A 17,212-nucleotide genomic window follows, 5' to 3' on the forward strand; every position below is an offset into this window, starting at 1 on the left:
GCATCTTGAAGGTGGTGTCGGAGGTGCAGGATCTGCTCGATCGTTGCAGGGTCGGTCGCGGTGGGTGAGGTGCGGGGCGTCGACTTCGGGGCTCGAACGCGAACTCGCCCTCGGCTCGGTAGTGGGCGATGAGTCTCGAGATCCAGGGCTGGCTGACGCCGTATTTGCGGGAGGTCGCTGACTGGCTCGCGCCAGCGAGGGCGGCGGTGATCACGAGGCCCTGCTTGTTCATGGTCCAGTATCAGGGCTATGGCGAGCAGTCGCACTCCCACTGGTCGTTCATCTATCAGTTAACGGCAGTGCTGATCGATCGCACAGCCAAATGCCCCAGAGCAGGAAGCATGCGGACTCTGATGCTGCCGCGATATCCGCTCGCCGTCGACGACGGATCGAGTCCTCGAAGATACCGGTCCCCGATCTGACGGATGCAGTCGCCGAGTGAGATCAGCGGGTCGCTTGCGATGTGCGTTCGTGACTCAAGCTGTTCCAGGAACGCCCTGGCCGTGCCTTCGCTATCGAACGTGGCCGAGTAGCTTCGCCGCTCCTGCGAAACGGGATCGGACCGTCGGGCACGAGCACGGAACCGGCCGTAGCGATTCGCAACGTCTTGTGTGAGGTGTACTCCGATGGGTGGGATATGACGGTGATGAGTGTTTATTCACTCGAAGCTGGCAGAGAGTCACTTTGCGTGCTGGCGGTGGGGTCCGGGCAAAAGCGCCGGCGGAGCGCTGGTACCGACCAGCCATGCCATTCGCCAGTCAATTGCAGAGAGAACTGGCGTCTCATCATCCCGTGACTAGATCAGTTCTCCTGTGAGACCAGAGTTCGGACCTGGGGGAAGACCCAGCGCACCATCAACACCAATGTGCGCTCTGAGGTCATCGAGAAGCTCACCCGCTGCTAGACGTTCTCCCATCAGCGCCTCAGATTCGGGGCGTGGGCGAGAGGACACCCTCCCTCGATAGATCTCGATGTCACGATTCTCTGCAAGCCCGCGACTTGCGATTCCCCGCAGATAGAAACGGTTGAACTCACCTTCGGCCAGGGTCGATGCTGCGGTCGCCGGAACGGCCTTGGTAAATGGCTTGCCGTTTCGATGACTCTCCTCGTGCGTCTTAAGCAGACGCCTAGTCGACAGCTCTCGAGCAAGCGAGTCATCCGTCCCCGTCTTCACCGCTGAAAGAAGGAGTTCCGGCCATTCGTTGGCGCCTTGTTCTGTGAGGCGGGGACTGATGTAGAGGGAACGGGCCGCGGCGTCGCGCTCGACCTCCGCTGCCATCGCCTCGCGCGTTGCTGAGTCCAAGCTCTTATAGTCCAGTCCCATGACTTCTCCTCGAGGCCTTGACACGGACTCCGCCGTGTGTGGTTCTCAGCGTATATCGCTCGTTCTCTAGGATCCCTCAGGATGATGTTCAGCCCCGTAGTCGAGGTCATCATCCTGCGCAGATGATCCCTCGGTCACAGAGTGAATTGGGTGACGACCGCCCGACGTCTGTCAGCGTTTGGTGACGGCGGGCCGCCTGCGGGAAGAAGAAAATCCCGCGCGAGGGCATCGAGGCCGATTGCTGCCCATCGCCGAGCGAGATCGTTTCGGTTCGCCGGTGAGAGTTGGCCCGCCGCATCTAGGCTGAGTAGTCGAACGCCGGCCAGGTCGGTGTCCATGTCGAACTCGCTGAGCATCTCAAACCCCTCGGCTGTGTCGTAGAGTCTGTCGCCGATCTCCGGCGTATTCTGGTACCAGGACGCGGCCAATGAGAGGTCCCTAGCGTCCTTGTCGCTCCCGTAGTACTCGGCGCGATCGATCCAGGACCGCATCTTCAACGCCACGTAGCCGGCCGGCTGGGACAATCGGATGCCTTGACCGCTCGGCAGCGTTAGGCGCAAGGCACGTTCATGAACATCGCGGAACCCGAACACCACGAGATCCTCTCCGCGGGGAGCGGGCTGGCTGACGCCCTCGGGGTCTTCGACCTGACCGAACGGCATGACATCCACCGAGATCCCAGCGATCCGGCAACGGATGCCGCTGCTTCCGATCCGTGGGAAGCATTCCTCAATCCGCTCCGAAACCGTCCAGTCACTCACGGCGCTCCCCACGTCGATGTCGGTGGTCGCGCGGGCGGGAAGGTATACCCGAAAGCCGCATGCAGGACATCGCGGCAAGCGGCGCCCACCAAGAGAATACTGTCCGGGTCCACGCCGACCTGAGCTGTCAACTCCTCGATGGCCGGTGTGATTGTGTCATAGACGCGCTCATCCACACGAGAGAGATTGATCATCGATGCTGCTCCCGAACGTGCTCTGCGGCCTCACGCTGACGACTGTCGTTCGCGGCGAGCAGGTCGGCATTGACCAGCAGCCAGGGCGCCTCATGGATTCCAGGCGTCACAGGAGCATCTAGTGGCTGCCAGAACCGGTGCCGGAAGAATATGTTCGGTTGCGCTTCGTTCCGGCGCCACCGGTGCGCACGGATCAACTCCGTCGGAAACTCCTCGGAGTACAGCACCACCGTCTCTGGTCGCAGCAGAGCCGGAACTCCCGCCTCCCCGCTCACGTACACGGCCATCTCACCCGGATCGAAACCACGCCAGTCGCCGGAGAACCGCCCGGTCTTCGCCTCCGATCCCAGTCCGGCGGGGAAAGTGGTCGCCCATTGATCGATGAGCCGATCGCGTTGCGATCCCTGGAACCGTCGGCGATTATCCAAGAACCCGTACTGGGTGAGGAGCTCCAGTATCCTGCGCCTGACCGAGCGACACCCCCGCCGCGCGAGAGATCTCGCGGATCGGACGTCCAAGGAGCTCAGGCCAGGAAAGCACCGCGAAAATCGCCTGCGACCGTTTCACACTGAAAAGGTTGACCCCGCCACGGGTCAGATGAGGCGACCCCGCGCCGGCCGGAACCTGCGCGCGCCGGCCACGCACGTCTATGTGCACGCCGCCGAACGCGATGAAGGCGTTGCCGGCCGCGTCGAGGTAGTTGATGTGAAGTTGCCGGAACATTTTCGTGCTGCGTTCCGTCACCCGCGGGCCGAGCAACAGTAGATGCTCGTTCCCGGCATAGTGCGGCTTCACCCAGTCCGACGCAGAAAAGGTGAGCGCGTCAGCGTATCCGACGAGATACGAGGCCTCTCCATGCTCATGGGTGAGCGTCACCGGGATCGTGTCCAGATGAGGGATCTCCGTCAGATCGACCGGTTCGGCGAACCGAAGCCCGAGCTCGTCGAACCGATCCGCGATTCTCTGGGCCAGTTGATCGTCCATTACACACCTCCTCCTGTTCGGTCTAGCGGTGTGTTCATTTTGGTCGAAAACCAGCTAACACTGAACGATGGGTGGTGGGCAGTCCGCATCAAAGGACAGGCGAGCTAGCATTGCTCGGACGATGCACGGCTTCGCTATTTGGCTGTCGGAGCCTCTGCCTACTCACATCGGTTAGGCCGAGCGCTGCTCCGCCCGCACACTATGTGTCATCGACCAACGGCATCGCTGCTCTACACGGCGAACGCTGACCCGCAGATGAGGCCGTAGATTCGATGGATTCCTATGGCACCTTTAGCGGTTCATTGGGGTGGCATGGTGGCTCGACCATCACCATGTCGTCCGGTTCGATCAGCGGATCAGGCGTCTCAATGTCCAGACTGCATGACCGGTTGGGCTTGTAAGTGAAGCCCTTCAAGCCCTTGAACAGGTCGGTCATCGCATGCTTGACGGCCTGGTCGATCGCGCCTCCGGCGGTGCCGTACCCGTACTGAATCGGCCTGACTTTCGTTCCTAACGGGAGCCTTGTCCGGCAGGTGGCGGGTGGCGTGATTCTTGGTCAGCGTAGTACGCGTCCTCGACCTCCACGGGGTGCGCAGGTTGAGCTCTCCGTGGAGTCGCTGTCTGTTCCACCACCACACACACTCGAGCGTCGCGAGCTCAACCTGTTCGACGGTCCGCCAGGGTCCCTGCTGGCGGATCAGTTCGGTCTTGTAGAGGGGGTTCACTGCCTTGGCCATCGCCTTATCGAACGAGTCACCGACGGTTCCGGTGGAGGGGACCGCGCCGAGTTCGACGATCCGGTCGGAGTAGGCCATCGCGGTGTAGTTTGACCCATGGTCGGCGTGTTGAATGAGCCCGTCCAGGCGGCCATGTCGAGGGCCTGCATCGGCAGGATCTCCGACTGCAGCGTCGCAGCGACGTTCCACCCCACGATGCGCCGGAAATAGACGTCAGTGACGAACGCGACGTAAGCGAACCCGGACCACGTCGCCACGTAGGTCACGTCACACCCCCAGAGCCGCCGCGGTGCGGGCGCTGTGAAGCGCCTGTTCACGAGATCGGCAGGCAGCGTCGCGGTCTTGTCGGAGCGCGTGCTGAACACCCGCTTCGACTACTTCACGCCGCGGACCCCGGCGAGGCGCATGAAGCGTTCGGTCTGGTCGCGGACGATCTCCCACCCCTGCCGGCGCAGGAGTGTGTGCATCTTCCGTCGCCCGTAGACGCCGTAGTTCTCCGCATGCAGCCTGACGACCTCCGGGACGAGCAACTCGTCTCGGAGACGCCTGGCCGATGGCACACGTCGTTTCGCGGCATGATATCCGCGAGAGGTGATGAACCCACGAACTGCCGCGCGCAGCACTCGGCAGGTGGCCTCGGACCCCGAACTGATCCCGATGCTCGTCGATGAAGCGGATCGTCTCGTCGTCGGGCGGTCGAGTTCCTTGGCGAAAACACACTCGCCGCCTTGAGGATCTCGTTGGCGCGCCGCAACTCTGCGACCTCGCGACGCAGCCGCGCATTCTCCTCGGCGACGTCGCTAGGCACCCCGGGCCGCAGGCCAGCATCGACCTCGCGGCAGCGATGCCACACCCGCAACGTCTCCGCGCTCCTCCCGAGAAGGCCTGCGGCATGACGGACCGCGGTCATGAGGTTGAGATGATCCGGCTTGGCCTCATGGAGCATCCGCAGCGCGCGTTCACGCATCTCAGGTGAGTGCTTCTTACTCATCGTGTTCCATCCCTGTTTGAAGAACGGAACGAAAGTGAGGCCGATTTCATATGGATGCTGCTTGGAGAGTGAGACCCCGGCAATTGAAAGATGAAATCCTGTCCGACCGTCGGCACTGTCAGGAGGTCTCTCAGCCTGTACAGCTTTGAAGCAAGACTGACGTGATCGGGCCTGCTGTGCTCCCCGCTCGGACCTCGAGGCAGGCTACGTAATGTGGTCGTGCGTCGCCAGCGTCGTCATCGGGTTCATCGCTGTGGTCCCACTCGAAGAGACGTATCCGGAGGGTGTTGCTGAGACGTCCGATGAGGACAGCGAGCCCGAAAGGCACAGCTAGCAGTAGATCGATCCGCGCGTTGGAATGCGCACCAGAAAGCTGGCGGATGAGGCCCGCAATTTCGGAGGCGAGCTCACCAGCGTGCGCGGGATCGAGTAGGCCTCGTTGCGGGGAGCGAATGACTCCGTGCGCGGTCAGCGTGTCGCCGTGTTCCTCGAGGTATCGCTCGAAGGCGGCGTCGCTCTGCGTGGGCATTAGGTCGACGTAGACCGCGACCCGGGGCCGGTTTCCCGAGGAGGGTGCTGTCGAGTGTTCGGTCACGTCGAAGTGGAGCCTGGGCAGCGCAGGGACAGCGGCTTCCGGTCCGCTTGCCCAAACGTCAGATCGCTGGTCGATTACCTCAAGTTTCCCGATCCGAGATGATGGCAGCGCGATGCCGAGCGCGAAGGCGACGGACAGGTGCGCGCCGCCACCGACTCGGATCTTGCCCGCACCGGTGCTCGTTATCGCGTCCTGCAGCAGTCCCAGCGTGCGACGTAGGTCCTCGAGCCCGGCCGGGTCGGGGAGTCTCTCGTGGTTGGAGCGGCGAACGCGAATGTCGAGCTGGGCGCCGGTGCGGTCGTAGACCTGCCCGATGTTCCGGGTCTGGATCGTTAGCTCGAAAACTCCGTTCTCCTCGACCGTCGCGCGGTGTTGCACCATCCGGTGCATCAACGCTTTCCGAGTTATCGCGAGCAGGCCCTCGGTACTTGTTGCCGACTGATCTACTCCCTTGAGGTCGTCTTTGACACGTCCGAGCAGTCTGTCGGGGGCCGTGTAGTCAAGGGAACCGGTGTCCTTGGCGATGTCGTTGGCGATCAGTAGTTGGAATCGTGTGTCGTCGCGGTGCAGGTCGATGAGCTTCGGTGCCTCGATGCTGCGCACGATTGGGCTGTTGACGATGTCCTTGGTGATTACGAAGGTGGCCCCGGACAGCCCGTCATCGATCGCCTCGCTGAGCCTGTTCGCGGTGTCGCCAGGAGGGAGGTCGTCTTTGTCTCGCCATACAGGGATGCCCGCGGCACGTAGCAGCCAGGCCAGTTCCGCAACAATCTCCGACCCGTCTTTCTGCCGGTACGAAAGGAACAATGGACCGAAGACGTCGACAGCAGAACTCATTCAGGACTCCTTATCTTGACGATGGTCACCTTTATCTTGACGATGGTCACCTGTGATGAGTATGACGTGCACATCCGACACGGGGTGTCGTTCGCTGGCGTGGCCGGAATGTCGGTGGTCGTGGCTACCCTGAACTACAAGCAGGCCGGACGTGATCCGTGGCATCTGCGCGAGTGCGGCTAGGAGGCCTTCATGACAGTTCTGGATTCGTTCAACTCGCTCCAACGAGAGTTGGATGCCGAGCTTGAGGTCGTGCGGCTCGCGCGGCAAAGGCGCGACACGTTCAAGGCTGCGCTCGCCACCGCGCCGGACGTGAAGGTCGTGTGGGGGTCGGGGTCGCTCGCACGGAGCACACAGCTGCAGCCAGTGCACGATGTCGATCTGGTCGTAGAGTTCGACGCCGATCAGCACCCCGAGTGGGGAAGCGGCGGAGACTCAGCGGAAGAGGCGATCAAGCGGTGCCGCGATCTTGTGCACGAGTTGCTCTCGGTCGAGAACGGAATCTACGCGCAGCTGGTGCGGCAAGTAAACACGGCTGAGCGGAACCGGGCGGCGAAGTGCTTCATCGACCCGCCTGACTCGGACGATGCATTTACTGTGGACGTCATGCCCGCCCTTCGCCGCACGGACGGGATTTTCATCCCGTTCAAGAGTGAGCGCCGTTGGACGCTCGCCGATCCCGAGTACCTGATCAATCAGGTCGCGGAGCGCCAGCAAGAGTGGGCACAGTTCCGGCCGCTAGTGCGCATGTTGAAGTACTGGGCGCGGCAGCACACGGCGGATACAGGTCGGGTGAAATCTCTCGTCATGGAGGTGCTCGCCCTCGATTGCCTTCATGAGGGGAACCGGCCCGAGGCCCTGAAGACATTCTTCGTCGAGGCGTCCAGCCACAGTCTCCAGATTGAGGATCCGGCTGGGCTCTCCGGCGTGATCCAGCCGGACCTCGATATCGCCGGGCTGCGTCGCGCGCTGGAAGATTCAGCACTCGCCGCCACCGCCGCTCTGCGAGCGGTAGCGAACAACGATCAGCCCGGTGCGACTCAATACTGGCAGGATGTCTTTGGAGATGCGTTCCCACTCGTGCTTGCGCCGGCTGGGACGCCCGACTCGGGGCCCAGGCCGATTCGGGATTCGCCTCAAGGATGAGCGTCGACTCGCGCACCTGGTGGGAGGACGATCCGGCGCGACTCGAGCAAGAGATCGCCGACGTGCGGGCGGTCGCCCCGCTGCTTACCTGGACGGAGGAGGAAGCGGGGTGGTTTGAAGGACCGTTGCCGTTGTGGCCGTTCGCACGGTCCGCTCCAGCGAACATCAGCGACCTGTTGGATCCGTTTGTTGTCCGCGTTGAGTACAACCATGCGTTCCCCGCCGCACCCCCTCATATCCTCCCGCTCCTCCCGCAACCGGTTCCCACGATTCGGGGCTTCACGCAGTTCCACGTTCTGCCCAGCGGGCGCCTTTGCCTGCTGCGCGATGCAGACCAGTGGTACCCATGGTCCAAGACCAGTGAGCTGCTGTTGAAGGCATCGGGGTGGGCGATCGAGTTCGCGCTTTTCGAAGCCGGCGCGATCACGCGGATGTCAATGAGTGGCATCGTCATAGACACTTCCCACGACGAGCTCATCGCCGAGCAGATCGAGACGCTGACCTCATGAGCGGTGCGGACTGGATTGTCCTACTTCCACGAGCGGCGAAGGAAGTTATCGAGGGGGGCGATGGCTGGGGACACTTGACCTGCCGGATTTCCGGCCCCGATCGTGCGGCTCTCGTCGTTGCCCTCTCCAACGGGGACTCCGCTCTAGTTCCCGTTGCCACGGATCCAGGTCACTTCTTGATGACCGCCGACTTTCAGCCGGTTGGCCATTGGTATGCGGCACCGAGCGAGCTCGCTTTTGTGGAGTACTTCCTCGTCCGCCAGTCGAGGGAGCTGTCCTTTGACGAGTTCCAGAAGCTCGTCCCGAAGGCGGAGCGCCCAGCCGTGGGGAAGTGGTCTATCGCGGTGACGTATTGCGCTGAGCCTCCCGCAATCTCGGACGACGAGACCCTACCTGCGTGGTCGGCGTGGAGCGTCACCGACTCCGCTGTGCGTCCCATCCACTTTGACATGCGGGATGGGAAAGAGCTGGTCGATGCTCTTAACGCTCTCTGGCCAGCGCGTGCTCTCTCCAGCAAGCGGGTCCTCCTGTTCGGTGCCGGCAGCATTGGCGGTGCGACCGCCGAGTCACTAGCCAGCTATGGCGCGGGGAGTATCGACGTCGTCGATCCGGATCGGCTGCTCTTCCATAACGTCCCACGCCACGTTCTGACCGCCAAGTACGTTGGCATGACGAAGGTCGACGCTCTCACACGGACGCTTGGGGAGGCGTGGCCAGAGTGTCACGTCACACCATGGCGAATCGACCTCGTCACCCACGCGAACCTGGTTAGGCCATTGCTCGACAAAGCTGACATTGTCGTTTGTACCGTCGACGGAGTGGAAGCCAGGCGGGTAGCGAACTATCTCGCGCGGCGTGCCCGCAAGCCGATCGTGTTCGCCTGCGTTCTCGGCGACGGAGGTTACGGCGAGATCCTGCGGATCAGGCCACTGCGCGAAGTCGGATGCCTCGAGTGTCAACGCCGCCGTCTGCGTGAGGAGGAACGCATCGACCTTGAGCCCACCCTTGATCGCGGATACGGCACCGGCACTCGACACAACCCCATGACTGCCGTCGGCGGCGACCTCCACCTCATGGGGCAGCTCACAGCCAAGATCACCGTCGCCACTCTCCTACGTGCCCAAGGCGAACTCGATCAAACCCTCGTCGACGACAACCTGGTGATCGCCCTCCGCCCAACTCCCGGATACACCGAGCCGTTTGACACCACCAGAGTGCTCGGTCAGAAGTGGTACCGAGCCGGTCGTCCCTACGACGATTGTCCGGCATGCAACGCGACATGAAACTCCCGATCTACGCCACGGCGCTCGAGTCCATAGTCTCGACAATCCGTTCAAGCGATCCACGACTGGAGACGGGCGGAGCGCTGTTCGGCCCATCGGATGGGAGCAAGGTTTTGCACGCCGCCGGGCCTGGTCCGAGGGCAGAACATGGCCCGCGTTCCTTCCGCCGCGACCTCACCTTCACCCAGCACGAAGCCGAGCGCCTGTATCGCGCCGATCGCTCGCACTGGATTGGCGAATGGCACACACACGTCGACGTGCCGCCGACACCAAGTGACCTCGATCTCCACACCTACGCGAAACACATGGCCGATCGTGACCTCGGATTCGACCGGTTCCTGGCGCTGATTATCGCGATCTCCGAGTCTCAACCGATCCTTGCTGCTTGGGCACTTGAACGCCACGGCAATGAACTCATACTGACGCAGGCGGGGACGCAGCTACTCGATCTCACCTGAACGGAGTACCCGATCGTCGAGCATCGTCCGAACGCTTCCTTCGCAAACCCCACGTAAACCCAGAAGGATCTGCGGATGGCTACCAAGAGTCGGGACCTGGCCGGGACCTGATGCATGCAAACCATGCAATTCATGACGTGAAACAGGGGTCGTTTGAGGGGCGGAGAACCCCGGAAATTCAAGGATTTGAACCGAACCGTCTAGCTGGGGTCAAGGGGGTGCAAGTTCAAAGCTCGTCAGCCCGACTGTGAGATGTCGCAAGACATCGAAAGAGCCCGAACCTGTAGTTGCAGGTTCGGGCTCTCTCGTCTTTCTGTGGGTCCTGTGGGTAGCTAATCCTTGCCCCGGTCGATGGTGAGCTCGCAGAGCTTAGGCGCCGTTTTTCGAGGACGCGCCGGACTGGAGTGCTCCGGTGAGAACGGCCGTGATCACGAGGCGTCGCTCGATGCAGACCCGGCATCCCGGGCAAGTCGATGTCTCGCACCACCGCGACCCCCGCCGGCTTTCCCGCGCATCAGCGCCTACCGCCACAATCCACCGGACCCTCGTCAGCATGCCCGCCCGTACGGTCTTCTCTGAGCGTCATTTCCGACTTCACCTCGCGCCCTAGAGTCGGTGAATCGACCCCAAGCGCAACGCCCCCTAGTTCTTCGGGAACCTCGCGCGCAGTGCTTCGAGTCCCTGCTGCGCGCTTCGCCGCACCTCGATCTCGGGATCCTTGAGCAGCGGGCGCAGGCGATCGACGTCTTCGAGCGTGCCCACGGCTGCCAAAGACCTCGCGGCTGCCGATCGCACTCGAGCGACACTGTCGTCGAGCAGTCCGGCCAGTTCGGATGCTGCTGGGAGCTCGCGCGCTGCGACGACCCGTGCCCCCATTTCGCGGACGCGCCAAGCCGGGTTGCCGAGCGTGCCGATCACCGCAGGCGCGGCCGACTCATCCCAGACGTACAGCAGCGCTCGCGTGCCCCAGAGCTCGGGCCAGTAGAGCACGGGCGCGCCATCGAGGATCCCTTGCGCGTGATCGCCGCCGACGTAGAGGAGAAGGTCGTCGCCTTCGTCGTACCCCTTCATGAGGTTGAGGACCCGCTCAACGAACTCGGACTGGCCGTATCGCTCGACGGCAGCCGCGAGCCGCTGCTCGAGCGGGAGGTCTACAGGAACGGGCGCAGGATTCGAGGAAGTGATTTCAGGCATCAACTCAGCCTACGGGTCCGTGCTGTGGGCAGGGGCGGCGAAGACACCTCCCCGGGGTGAACTCAAACGTTGGCATCCTCATCCGCCGCCACGTTCGTCTGCACGGCGAACTGCGTGCGGTGCAGTTCCTCGTACCGCCCGGCCGCGGCGATCAGCTCTTCGTGCGTGCCGCGCTCGACGATGGAGCCGTCCTCGATCACGAGGATCTGGTCGGCGCTGCGGATGGTGGACAGGCGGTGGGCGATCACCATCGCCGTGCGTCCCTCGAGCGCCTCGCTGAGGGCCGCCTGCACGGCGGCCTCCGACGTCGAGTCGAGCGCTGCCGTCGCCTCGTCGAGGATGACAACCCGCGGCTGAGCGAGCAGGAGCCGCGCGATGGTCATCCGCTGACGCTCACCGCCGGACAGCCGGTAGCCGCGCTCGCCCACCATGGTGTCCAGCTGGTCGGGCAGCGACCGGATGAGCGGCTCGAGCCGCGCCCGGCGCACCGCATCCCACACCTCGTCGTCGGTCGCCTCGGGCCTCGCGAGGCGCAGGTTGGAGAGGATCGTCTCGTGGAAGAGATGCCCGTCCTGCGTGACCATGCCCAGGGTGTGCCGCATTGAGGCGAAGGTGACGTCGCGGACGTCCGTCCCCGCGAGACGCACGGCACCACTGTCGACGTCGTAGAGGCGCGAGAGGAGCTGCGCGATCGTCGACTTGCCGGCACCGGACGAGCCGACGAGGGCGACGGTCTGCCCCGGCTCGATGCGGAAGGAAACCCCGTGCAGCACCTCCTCGCCGCCGCGGGTATCCAGCGTGGCGACCTCCTCAAGGGAGGCGAGCGACACCTTGTCCGCGGACGGGTAGGCGAAGCGGACGTCGTCGAACTCGACCGACACCGGGCCGTCGGGGACGACGGTCGCGTCGGGCTTCTCCTGGATGAGCGGCTCGAGATCAAGCACCTCGAAGACGCGCTCGAAGCTGACCACCGCGCTCATGATCTCGACCCGTGCGTTCGCGAGGCTCGTGAGCGGCGCGTAGAGGCGCGTGAGGAGTAGCGCAAGGGTGACCACGTCGCCGGTCTCCAGCTGTCCGCCGAGCGCGAGGACGCCGCCGAGCCCGTACACGAGCGCGAGGGCGAGCGCGGAGACCAGCATCAGCGCGGTGAAGAAGACGAACTGCAGCATCGCCGTGCGAACGCCGATGTCGCGGACACGCGCGGCGCGCACGCGGAATTCCTCGGCCTCCTCATCGGGCCGGCCGAACAGCTTGACGAGAGTGGCGCCGGGTGCCGAGAAGCGCTCGGTCATCTGCGTGCTCATGGCCGAGTTGTGGTCGGCGGCCTCGCGGCGCAGCGCGGCGAGGCGGCTGCCCATGCGGCGCGCGGGGATCAGGAAGATGGGGAGCATGATCACGGCGAGCACGGTGACGAGCCAGGACGTGCTGAGCATGACGATCAGGGTCAGGATGAGCGCCACGAGGTTCGTGACCACGCCAGACAGCGTGCCGCTGAAGGCCTGCTGAGCGCCGATCACGTCGTTGTTCAGGCGGCTCACGAGGGCGCCCGTCCGCGTGCGGGTGAAGAACGCGATGGGCATCTTCTGCACGTGGTTGAAGACGGCGGTGCGGAGATCGAGGATCACGCCCTCGCCGATCCTCGCCGAGTACCAGCGCGTCATGAGCGACACGGCCGCGTCGGCGATGGCCACGAGCGCGATGACGACGGCGATCCAGACGATCGTGCTGACCGCGCCCCGGGCGACGATGACGTCGACCACCTGGCCGGCGAGCACCGGCGTCGCGACCGCGAGGAACGCGCCAACGATCGACAGGGCGATGAACAGCACCAGCTTGGTCCGGTAGGGCACCGCGAACGTCAGGATCCGCCGCACCGACTCACGCGAGAAGCCGTGCTTGCCATCCCTCGCGGATGAGATCTTGTAGAGCGAACTCCAGGCAGCGCCTTCCATGCTCATAGCGGTTCCTTCCCGTAAGCAGGAGGCTCAGCCTAGATCGCGGTTCGCCAGCGATTGCGGTTGTCCGCCAGGGGCGAAGGACCTTCGATGTAGGTAATCCAACCCTGTTGTGAGTCGGCCTCGACGGACGCGTCGTCCTGCGCGACGGCGACCGGATGCTCGGGACGTCGGGGGAGAAGGAGCGCTCGGCATGGCTTTCGTTTCGCGCCACCTTCACGGCGGAAATCCGCTCGGCGATCGCGGCGCGTCCGACGGTCAGGCGCGGTGCATCGCGACCGCACGCACCGGCGACCCGTCGAGGCCCGCGAACGGCAGCGGCAGCGCGGAGATCCACGGGTCGCGTGCCGGGTCGACGGTGGACAGGTTCGTGAGGTTCTCGATGATGACGCCGCCCGCGCCCAGGAACAGGTCGTGGAAGGGGAGGTCGGCGGATGCTGCGGTCGCGTCGGTGCGGTCCGGGCTGAGGGTATCGACGCCGATGACCGTCACACCCGCGGCGAGGAGACGCTCGGCGATCGCCGCATCCAAGAAGGGATGGTCGAGATAGTCGGGCTGCCCGAACCGCGCTGACCAGTCGGTCCGGAACACGACGATCGCGCCGAGCGTGAGCCGCTCGAGCTGGGCGGCGACCTGAGCGAGTTCGATCCTGCGTCCCGGATGCGCGAACGGGGTCACATCGACGACCAGCAGCGGTCCCACGAGCCGCCCGATGTCGAGGCGATCGACCGTTGCTCCGTCGGCGATCGAGTGCGAGGGTGCATCCAGGTGCGTGCCGGTGTGCGTCCCGAGCTGCACGGCGTGCACCACGACCCCGTCGTCGGCGAGCGAGGTGGCGGGCGCAATCTGCACCTCAGGGTCGCCGGGGTAGATCTGCATGCCCGAGGTGAGCGGATGCGTGAGGTCGACGATCTTCGGATGCGTGTGCGCCATGGGGCCACCCTAGGCATTCGCGATCCACGAGCCGCCGTTCCGAACGTCCCGGCGCGTGGGAGGCTTGGCGCATGGATTTGGAGGTGTCACGCTCGCTCACGATTCCAGCCGCGGAGCTCGGCTGGCGCTTCTCGCGATCCTCCGGGCCGGGCGGGCAGCACGTCAACACCTCCGACAGCCGCGTCGAGCTCTTCTGGAACGTCGAAGCCTCGCTCGTGCTCAGCGACGAGCAGCGGCGGATACTCCTGTCGCGACTCGGCAAGCGCCTCGTGTCCGGGGTGGTCACGGTTGCATCCTCCGAGCGGCGCTCCCAGCTGCGCAACCGCGAGGCGGCGCTAGAGAAGCTCGCGAACCTCGTGCGCGAGGGCCTCGCCCCGCCCGGACCGAAGCGTCGGGCGACCAAGCCGACGAAGGGCTCGCAGCGCCGCAGGCTCGAGTCGAAAGGCCAGCGGTCGGCGACGAAGGCGCAGCGCAGGCGCCCGTCCCACGACTGACCATGACCGATGCGGCGCGCTGAGCGCTGGACGACTCGGACATAATGCCCTTTGTCAACCGAAATGAGTTCGGTTCCTCCCTGTACGAGGCTCGGCGGGTGGGTGTTTGCTTGGTGAGTGCGGCAACTGCACTGTGACGGCCGGAAGCACCGATCGCCGGTTGATGCTTGTCAGCAGAGCCCACCAAGTCCAAAGGAGCACTTGAATGTCGACCACACCCACGCAGGATGCGGTGCTCGCTGCCGCCGACGCCATCATCGACGCCTTCCGCGCGACGGACACCGAGGCGTACTTCGCCGGGTTCGCGCCGGACGCGTCGTTCATCTTCCACCCCGAGCCTGCGCGCCTCGACTCGCGCGCCGAGTACGAGGCGCTCTGGGCGGGCTGGGTCGCAGCGGGCTGGCGGGTCGTCTCGTGCGCATCCACCGACCGCCTCGTGCAGGTCTTCCCGGGCGGCGCGGTCTTCAGCCACACGGTCGCGACGAGCGTCGACTCCGCCGACGGCCCCGACTCGTACCTCGAGCGGGAGAGCATCGTCTTCACGGTCGGAGACGGAGGCTCGCTCATCGCGATCCACGAGCACCTGTCCGCGCCGACAACTGACGTGGAGGCATCCTCATGACCGGCCCGAAGACCATGGCCCTGAACCTCGACGGCCAGGACGACTCCGCGGGACCCGTCCGAGGCACGCAGTCGCTCATCCGCATCGCCCTCATCTGGCTCGCCGCGAACCTCGTCGTCACGACGCTCCTCACGGGCACCCTCTTCGTGCCTGGCGTCTCGTTCGGCACCGCGACCGGCATGATCGTGCTCGGCACCCTGATCGGCGTCATCGTGCTCGTGCTCATCGGCAACATGGGCACCCGCACGGGCCTCCCGACGATGGCGCTCACACGTGGCGCGTTCGGCATCCGCGGCAGCCTCGTGCCGGCGGCCTCCAATCTCATCGTGCTGATGGGGTGGAGCTGGGTGCAGGCGATGCTCGCCGGCGTCACCGTCGACTTCCTCGTGTTCGAGGCGACGGGCTTCTCGAACCCGATGCTGTTCTCCGCCATCTGCCAGGGCATCGTCGTCGTGCTCGCGATCTTCGGCCACACGGGCATCTCTCGCGTCGAGCCGTGGCTGGCACTCGTGATCCTCGTGGTCATGGGCTTCGTGTTCGCGGCAGCGTTCGGCGCGTTCAGCCCCGGCGAATTCGCGGCGCTGCCCGTGGAAGCGGAGCTCGGCGGCACCCCGTTCATCACGCTCGACCTGGTCATCGCGACGGCCATCTCGTGGACCGTGCTCTCCGCAGACATGAATCGGCACGCGAAGAACAGCGTCGCCGGAGTCCTCGGCTCTGGCGTGGGCTACACGCTCTCGACCACGATCGCCATGTTCCTCGGCCTCGTCGCGTTCAGCGTCGTGCTCCTTCGCGGAGGCGAGGCGATCGCCTTCGACCCGACCGTGATCGTCGCCGAGTTCGGCTGGCCGCTCGGCATCGCGATCTTCCTGTCGGTGATGGCGACCAACACGATGGTCGTCTTCGGCATGGTCACCTCGGTCATCAACGCGCAGTCGAAGTGGCACCTGCGCTTCCTGCCGACGGCGATCGTGCTCGGCATCATCTCGATCATCGGATCCACGTTCCTCGGCCTGCTGAACCAGTTCACCGACTTCCTCTTCATCATCAGCGCGTTCTTCGTACCCGTGTTCGCGATTATGATCGCCGACTACTACCTGCTGAAGCGCCGCAGCTACTCGCGGCAGATCCTGCAGGAGCGGCCCGAGAGCCGCTACTGGTACCTGGGTGGCATCAACTGGGTGGCGGTGTTCGTGTGGATCTTCGGTGCCGCACTCTCGTACGTGCTCGCGTACGTCGCTCCGAGCCCCATCGGGGCGAACATCCCGGCCTTCGCGGTGAGCTTCGCCCTCTACCTCGGTCTCACCTGGGCGCTGCGCGCTGTGAAGCCGCTCGGCCTCGCCGACCCGCGCGACGCCGTCCACGCGGGGCACCTGCTCGACGAGGAAGAACAGGCGGGAGAGCCGGCTCGACGGAACTGACCCTAGCTCCGCAGCCTCGGGTCGTACGTCGGGTCTGGGTACTGCTCGGCGCAGCCGTTTGCGGTGGCTGAGGCTTGGAACTCGAAGTGCCACGGCTCGTTGAGGTAGGTCTGGCAGAGGCCGTACCGCGACCCGTTGGTGGTGAGCCAGTCGGATGCGCCCCCGCCTTCCACGTCGACGGCGTCGCCTGAGACGTGCAGGGAGGTCTCCGGGGAGGCGACCCAGCGCGACGCCTCCTCCAACGACCCGTACTCGGCGACCGCATCTTGCAGCAGCTGCCGCTGCAGCTCCGCCGACCGCCACCCGCTGTTGACCATGACGTACACGCCATCCAGCTCGGCGTCGCTCGTCGCCTCCTGGAGCGCGTCGAGGAGCACGGGGGAGAGCTTGGCGATGCCGGCGTACTCGGTCTCGAACGCCGTCGTGCCGAACTGGAGCCGGCCGTCTGGGTTCTCCGCGCCGGCATTCCCCGAGCTGGTTTCGACCGCCGTCCCGCCGCCCGGTCCGCCCGACCCGGCCGTGGAGGGGGCGGCGAGCACCGCATCCGGCGCCGGAGCCTCACGGTGCGACGCGGCTGTCTGCCCGAGCTGCGCCGAGAAGAGCGCGACGCCGAGGCCGGCGAGCGCGACGAGGGATGCGCCGCCAACGAGGAGGCGCACGCTCCGCTTCTTCGCGGGTGGGTCGGCGACGGTGCGCTGGTGGCGGGGCGAGCTGGTGAGCGTCATGGGACAAGTTCAGGCGAGCGCACGTTGCCCTGGCGTTGCGGGTTTCCCA

The 17,212-nt window shown here is 64.9% G+C and carries 20 protein-coding genes and 1 pseudogene; 8 read left to right on the plus strand and 13 right to left on the minus strand.

Annotation, left to right across the window (positions count from 1 at the left end; all coding sequences use genetic code 11):
- From C5B99_RS06185 to C5B99_RS06215, 9 genes and pseudogenes are all read right to left on the minus strand, one after another.
- Nucleotides 1-232: helix-turn-helix domain-containing protein (locus C5B99_RS06185; RefSeq protein ID WP_146081951.1), on the minus strand; the 232-nt coding region annotated here is incomplete at its 3' end.
- A gap of 564 nt (nt 233-796) precedes the next feature.
- Entirely contained in the window at nt 797-1,324 is a 528-nt protein-coding gene (locus C5B99_RS18975) for a hypothetical protein (protein ID WP_146081952.1), read from the minus strand.
- Nucleotides 1,325-1,458: 134 nt separating this feature from the next.
- Nucleotides 1,459-2,085, minus strand: a complete 627-nt coding sequence (locus C5B99_RS06190) for a hypothetical protein (protein WP_146081953.1) — start codon at nt 2,083-2,085, stop codon at nt 1,459-1,461.
- Nucleotides 2,082-2,279 carry a hypothetical protein gene (locus C5B99_RS06195; RefSeq protein ID WP_104240923.1) on the minus strand — a complete coding sequence of 66 codons (198 nt, stop codon included), beginning with the start codon at nt 2,277-2,279 and terminating at the stop codon, nt 2,082-2,084. Before C5B99_RS06195 ends, C5B99_RS06190 begins: the two co-directional genes overlap by 4 nt.
- Complete coding sequence (locus C5B99_RS06200) at nt 2,276-2,707, minus strand: type IV toxin-antitoxin system AbiEi family antitoxin (RefSeq protein ID WP_181064951.1); 432 nt, start codon at nt 2,705-2,707, stop codon at nt 2,276-2,278. Before C5B99_RS06200 ends, C5B99_RS06195 begins: the two co-directional genes overlap by 4 nt.
- Nucleotides 2,700-3,263: a hypothetical protein gene (locus C5B99_RS06205; RefSeq protein WP_104240925.1), complete on the minus strand. Its 564-nt coding sequence runs from the start codon at nt 3,261-3,263 to the stop codon at nt 2,700-2,702. Before C5B99_RS06205 ends, C5B99_RS06200 begins: the two co-directional genes overlap by 8 nt.
- Before the next feature lie 280 nt (nt 3,264-3,543).
- Complete coding sequence (locus tag C5B99_RS19210; protein WP_181064993.1) at nt 3,544-3,699, minus strand: hypothetical protein; 156 nt, start codon at nt 3,697-3,699, stop codon at nt 3,544-3,546.
- Between the two features lie 115 nt (nt 3,700-3,814).
- A pseudogene (locus C5B99_RS06210) lies at nt 3,815-4,991 on the minus strand (IS3 family transposase); the annotation flags it as partial.
- A gap of 130 nt (nt 4,992-5,121) precedes the next feature.
- Nucleotides 5,122-6,423, minus strand: a complete 1,302-nt coding sequence (locus C5B99_RS06215; RefSeq protein WP_104240926.1) for an SAVED domain-containing protein — start codon at nt 6,421-6,423, stop codon at nt 5,122-5,124.
- Nucleotides 6,424-6,438: 15 nt separating this feature from the next.
- On the opposite strand from C5B99_RS06215, the gene C5B99_RS19215 reads away from it, so the two are divergent.
- From C5B99_RS19215 to C5B99_RS06235, 5 genes are read left to right on the plus strand one after another with little or no spacing between them, the layout of a single operon-like run.
- On the plus strand, nt 6,439-6,606 hold the full coding sequence (locus C5B99_RS19215) for a hypothetical protein (protein ID WP_181064952.1): 168 nt from the start codon (nt 6,439-6,441) through the stop codon (nt 6,604-6,606).
- Between the two features lie 9 nt (nt 6,607-6,615).
- Complete coding sequence (locus C5B99_RS06220) at nt 6,616-7,569, plus strand: hypothetical protein (protein WP_104240927.1); 954 nt, start codon at nt 6,616-6,618, stop codon at nt 7,567-7,569.
- Nucleotides 7,566-8,078: a hypothetical protein gene (locus tag C5B99_RS06225; protein WP_104240928.1), complete on the plus strand. Its 513-nt coding sequence runs from the start codon at nt 7,566-7,568 to the stop codon at nt 8,076-8,078. Before C5B99_RS06220 ends, C5B99_RS06225 begins: the two co-directional genes overlap by 4 nt.
- The gene (locus C5B99_RS06230) at nt 8,075-9,361 is read left to right on the plus strand and encodes a ThiF family adenylyltransferase (protein ID WP_104240929.1); all 1,287 of its coding nucleotides are present in this window, start codon (nt 8,075-8,077) and stop codon (nt 9,359-9,361) included. The genes C5B99_RS06225 and C5B99_RS06230 overlap by 4 nt, the downstream gene beginning before the upstream one ends.
- A complete protein-coding gene (locus C5B99_RS06235; protein ID WP_219819625.1) occupies nt 9,358-9,819 on the plus strand; it encodes a Mov34/MPN/PAD-1 family protein in 462 nt (153 codons plus the stop codon). The genes C5B99_RS06230 and C5B99_RS06235 overlap by 4 nt, the downstream gene beginning before the upstream one ends.
- A 642-nt stretch (nt 9,820-10,461) precedes the next feature.
- Here the strand turns inward: C5B99_RS06235 and C5B99_RS06240 are convergent.
- The 3 genes from C5B99_RS06240 to C5B99_RS06250 form a co-directional block, all read right to left on the minus strand.
- Nucleotides 10,462-11,013 (minus strand): HEAT repeat domain-containing protein, encoded by a 552-nt coding sequence (locus C5B99_RS06240; RefSeq protein WP_104240931.1) that lies wholly within the window; start codon nt 11,011-11,013, stop codon nt 10,462-10,464.
- 62 nt (nt 11,014-11,075) lie between these two features.
- Nucleotides 11,076-12,971, minus strand: a complete 1,896-nt coding sequence (locus C5B99_RS06245; protein WP_104240932.1) for an ABC transporter ATP-binding protein — start codon at nt 12,969-12,971, stop codon at nt 11,076-11,078.
- Nucleotides 12,972-13,226: 255 nt separating this feature from the next.
- Complete coding sequence (locus C5B99_RS06250) at nt 13,227-13,901, minus strand: cyclase family protein (RefSeq protein ID WP_104240933.1); 675 nt, start codon at nt 13,899-13,901, stop codon at nt 13,227-13,229.
- A gap of 71 nt (nt 13,902-13,972) precedes the next feature.
- Between C5B99_RS06250 and arfB the strand changes: the two genes are divergently transcribed.
- The 3 genes from arfB (at nt 13,973) to C5B99_RS06265 (ending at nt 16,438) form a co-directional block, all read left to right on the plus strand.
- Complete coding sequence (arfB, locus tag C5B99_RS06255; RefSeq protein WP_104240934.1) at nt 13,973-14,395, plus strand: alternative ribosome rescue aminoacyl-tRNA hydrolase ArfB; 423 nt, start codon at nt 13,973-13,975, stop codon at nt 14,393-14,395.
- Nucleotides 14,396-14,600: 205 nt separating this feature from the next.
- Complete coding sequence (locus tag C5B99_RS06260; RefSeq protein ID WP_104240935.1) at nt 14,601-15,017, plus strand: nuclear transport factor 2 family protein; 417 nt, start codon at nt 14,601-14,603, stop codon at nt 15,015-15,017.
- The gene (locus tag C5B99_RS06265; protein WP_104240936.1) at nt 15,014-16,438 is read left to right on the plus strand and encodes a cytosine permease; all 1,425 of its coding nucleotides are present in this window, start codon (nt 15,014-15,016) and stop codon (nt 16,436-16,438) included. The genes C5B99_RS06260 and C5B99_RS06265 overlap by 4 nt, the downstream gene beginning before the upstream one ends.
- A gap of 2 nt (nt 16,439-16,440) precedes the next feature.
- On the opposite strand, the gene C5B99_RS06270 is transcribed toward C5B99_RS06265, so the two are convergent.
- Nucleotides 16,441-17,163 (minus strand): M15 family metallopeptidase, encoded by a 723-nt coding sequence (locus C5B99_RS06270; protein ID WP_104240937.1) that lies wholly within the window; start codon nt 17,161-17,163, stop codon nt 16,441-16,443.
- Nucleotides 17,164-17,212 lie beyond the last annotated feature (49 nt).

This window comes from Pseudoclavibacter sp. Z016 (assembly GCF_002931215.1).
Taxonomy (GTDB): domain Bacteria; phylum Actinomycetota; class Actinomycetes; order Actinomycetales; family Microbacteriaceae; genus Pseudoclavibacter.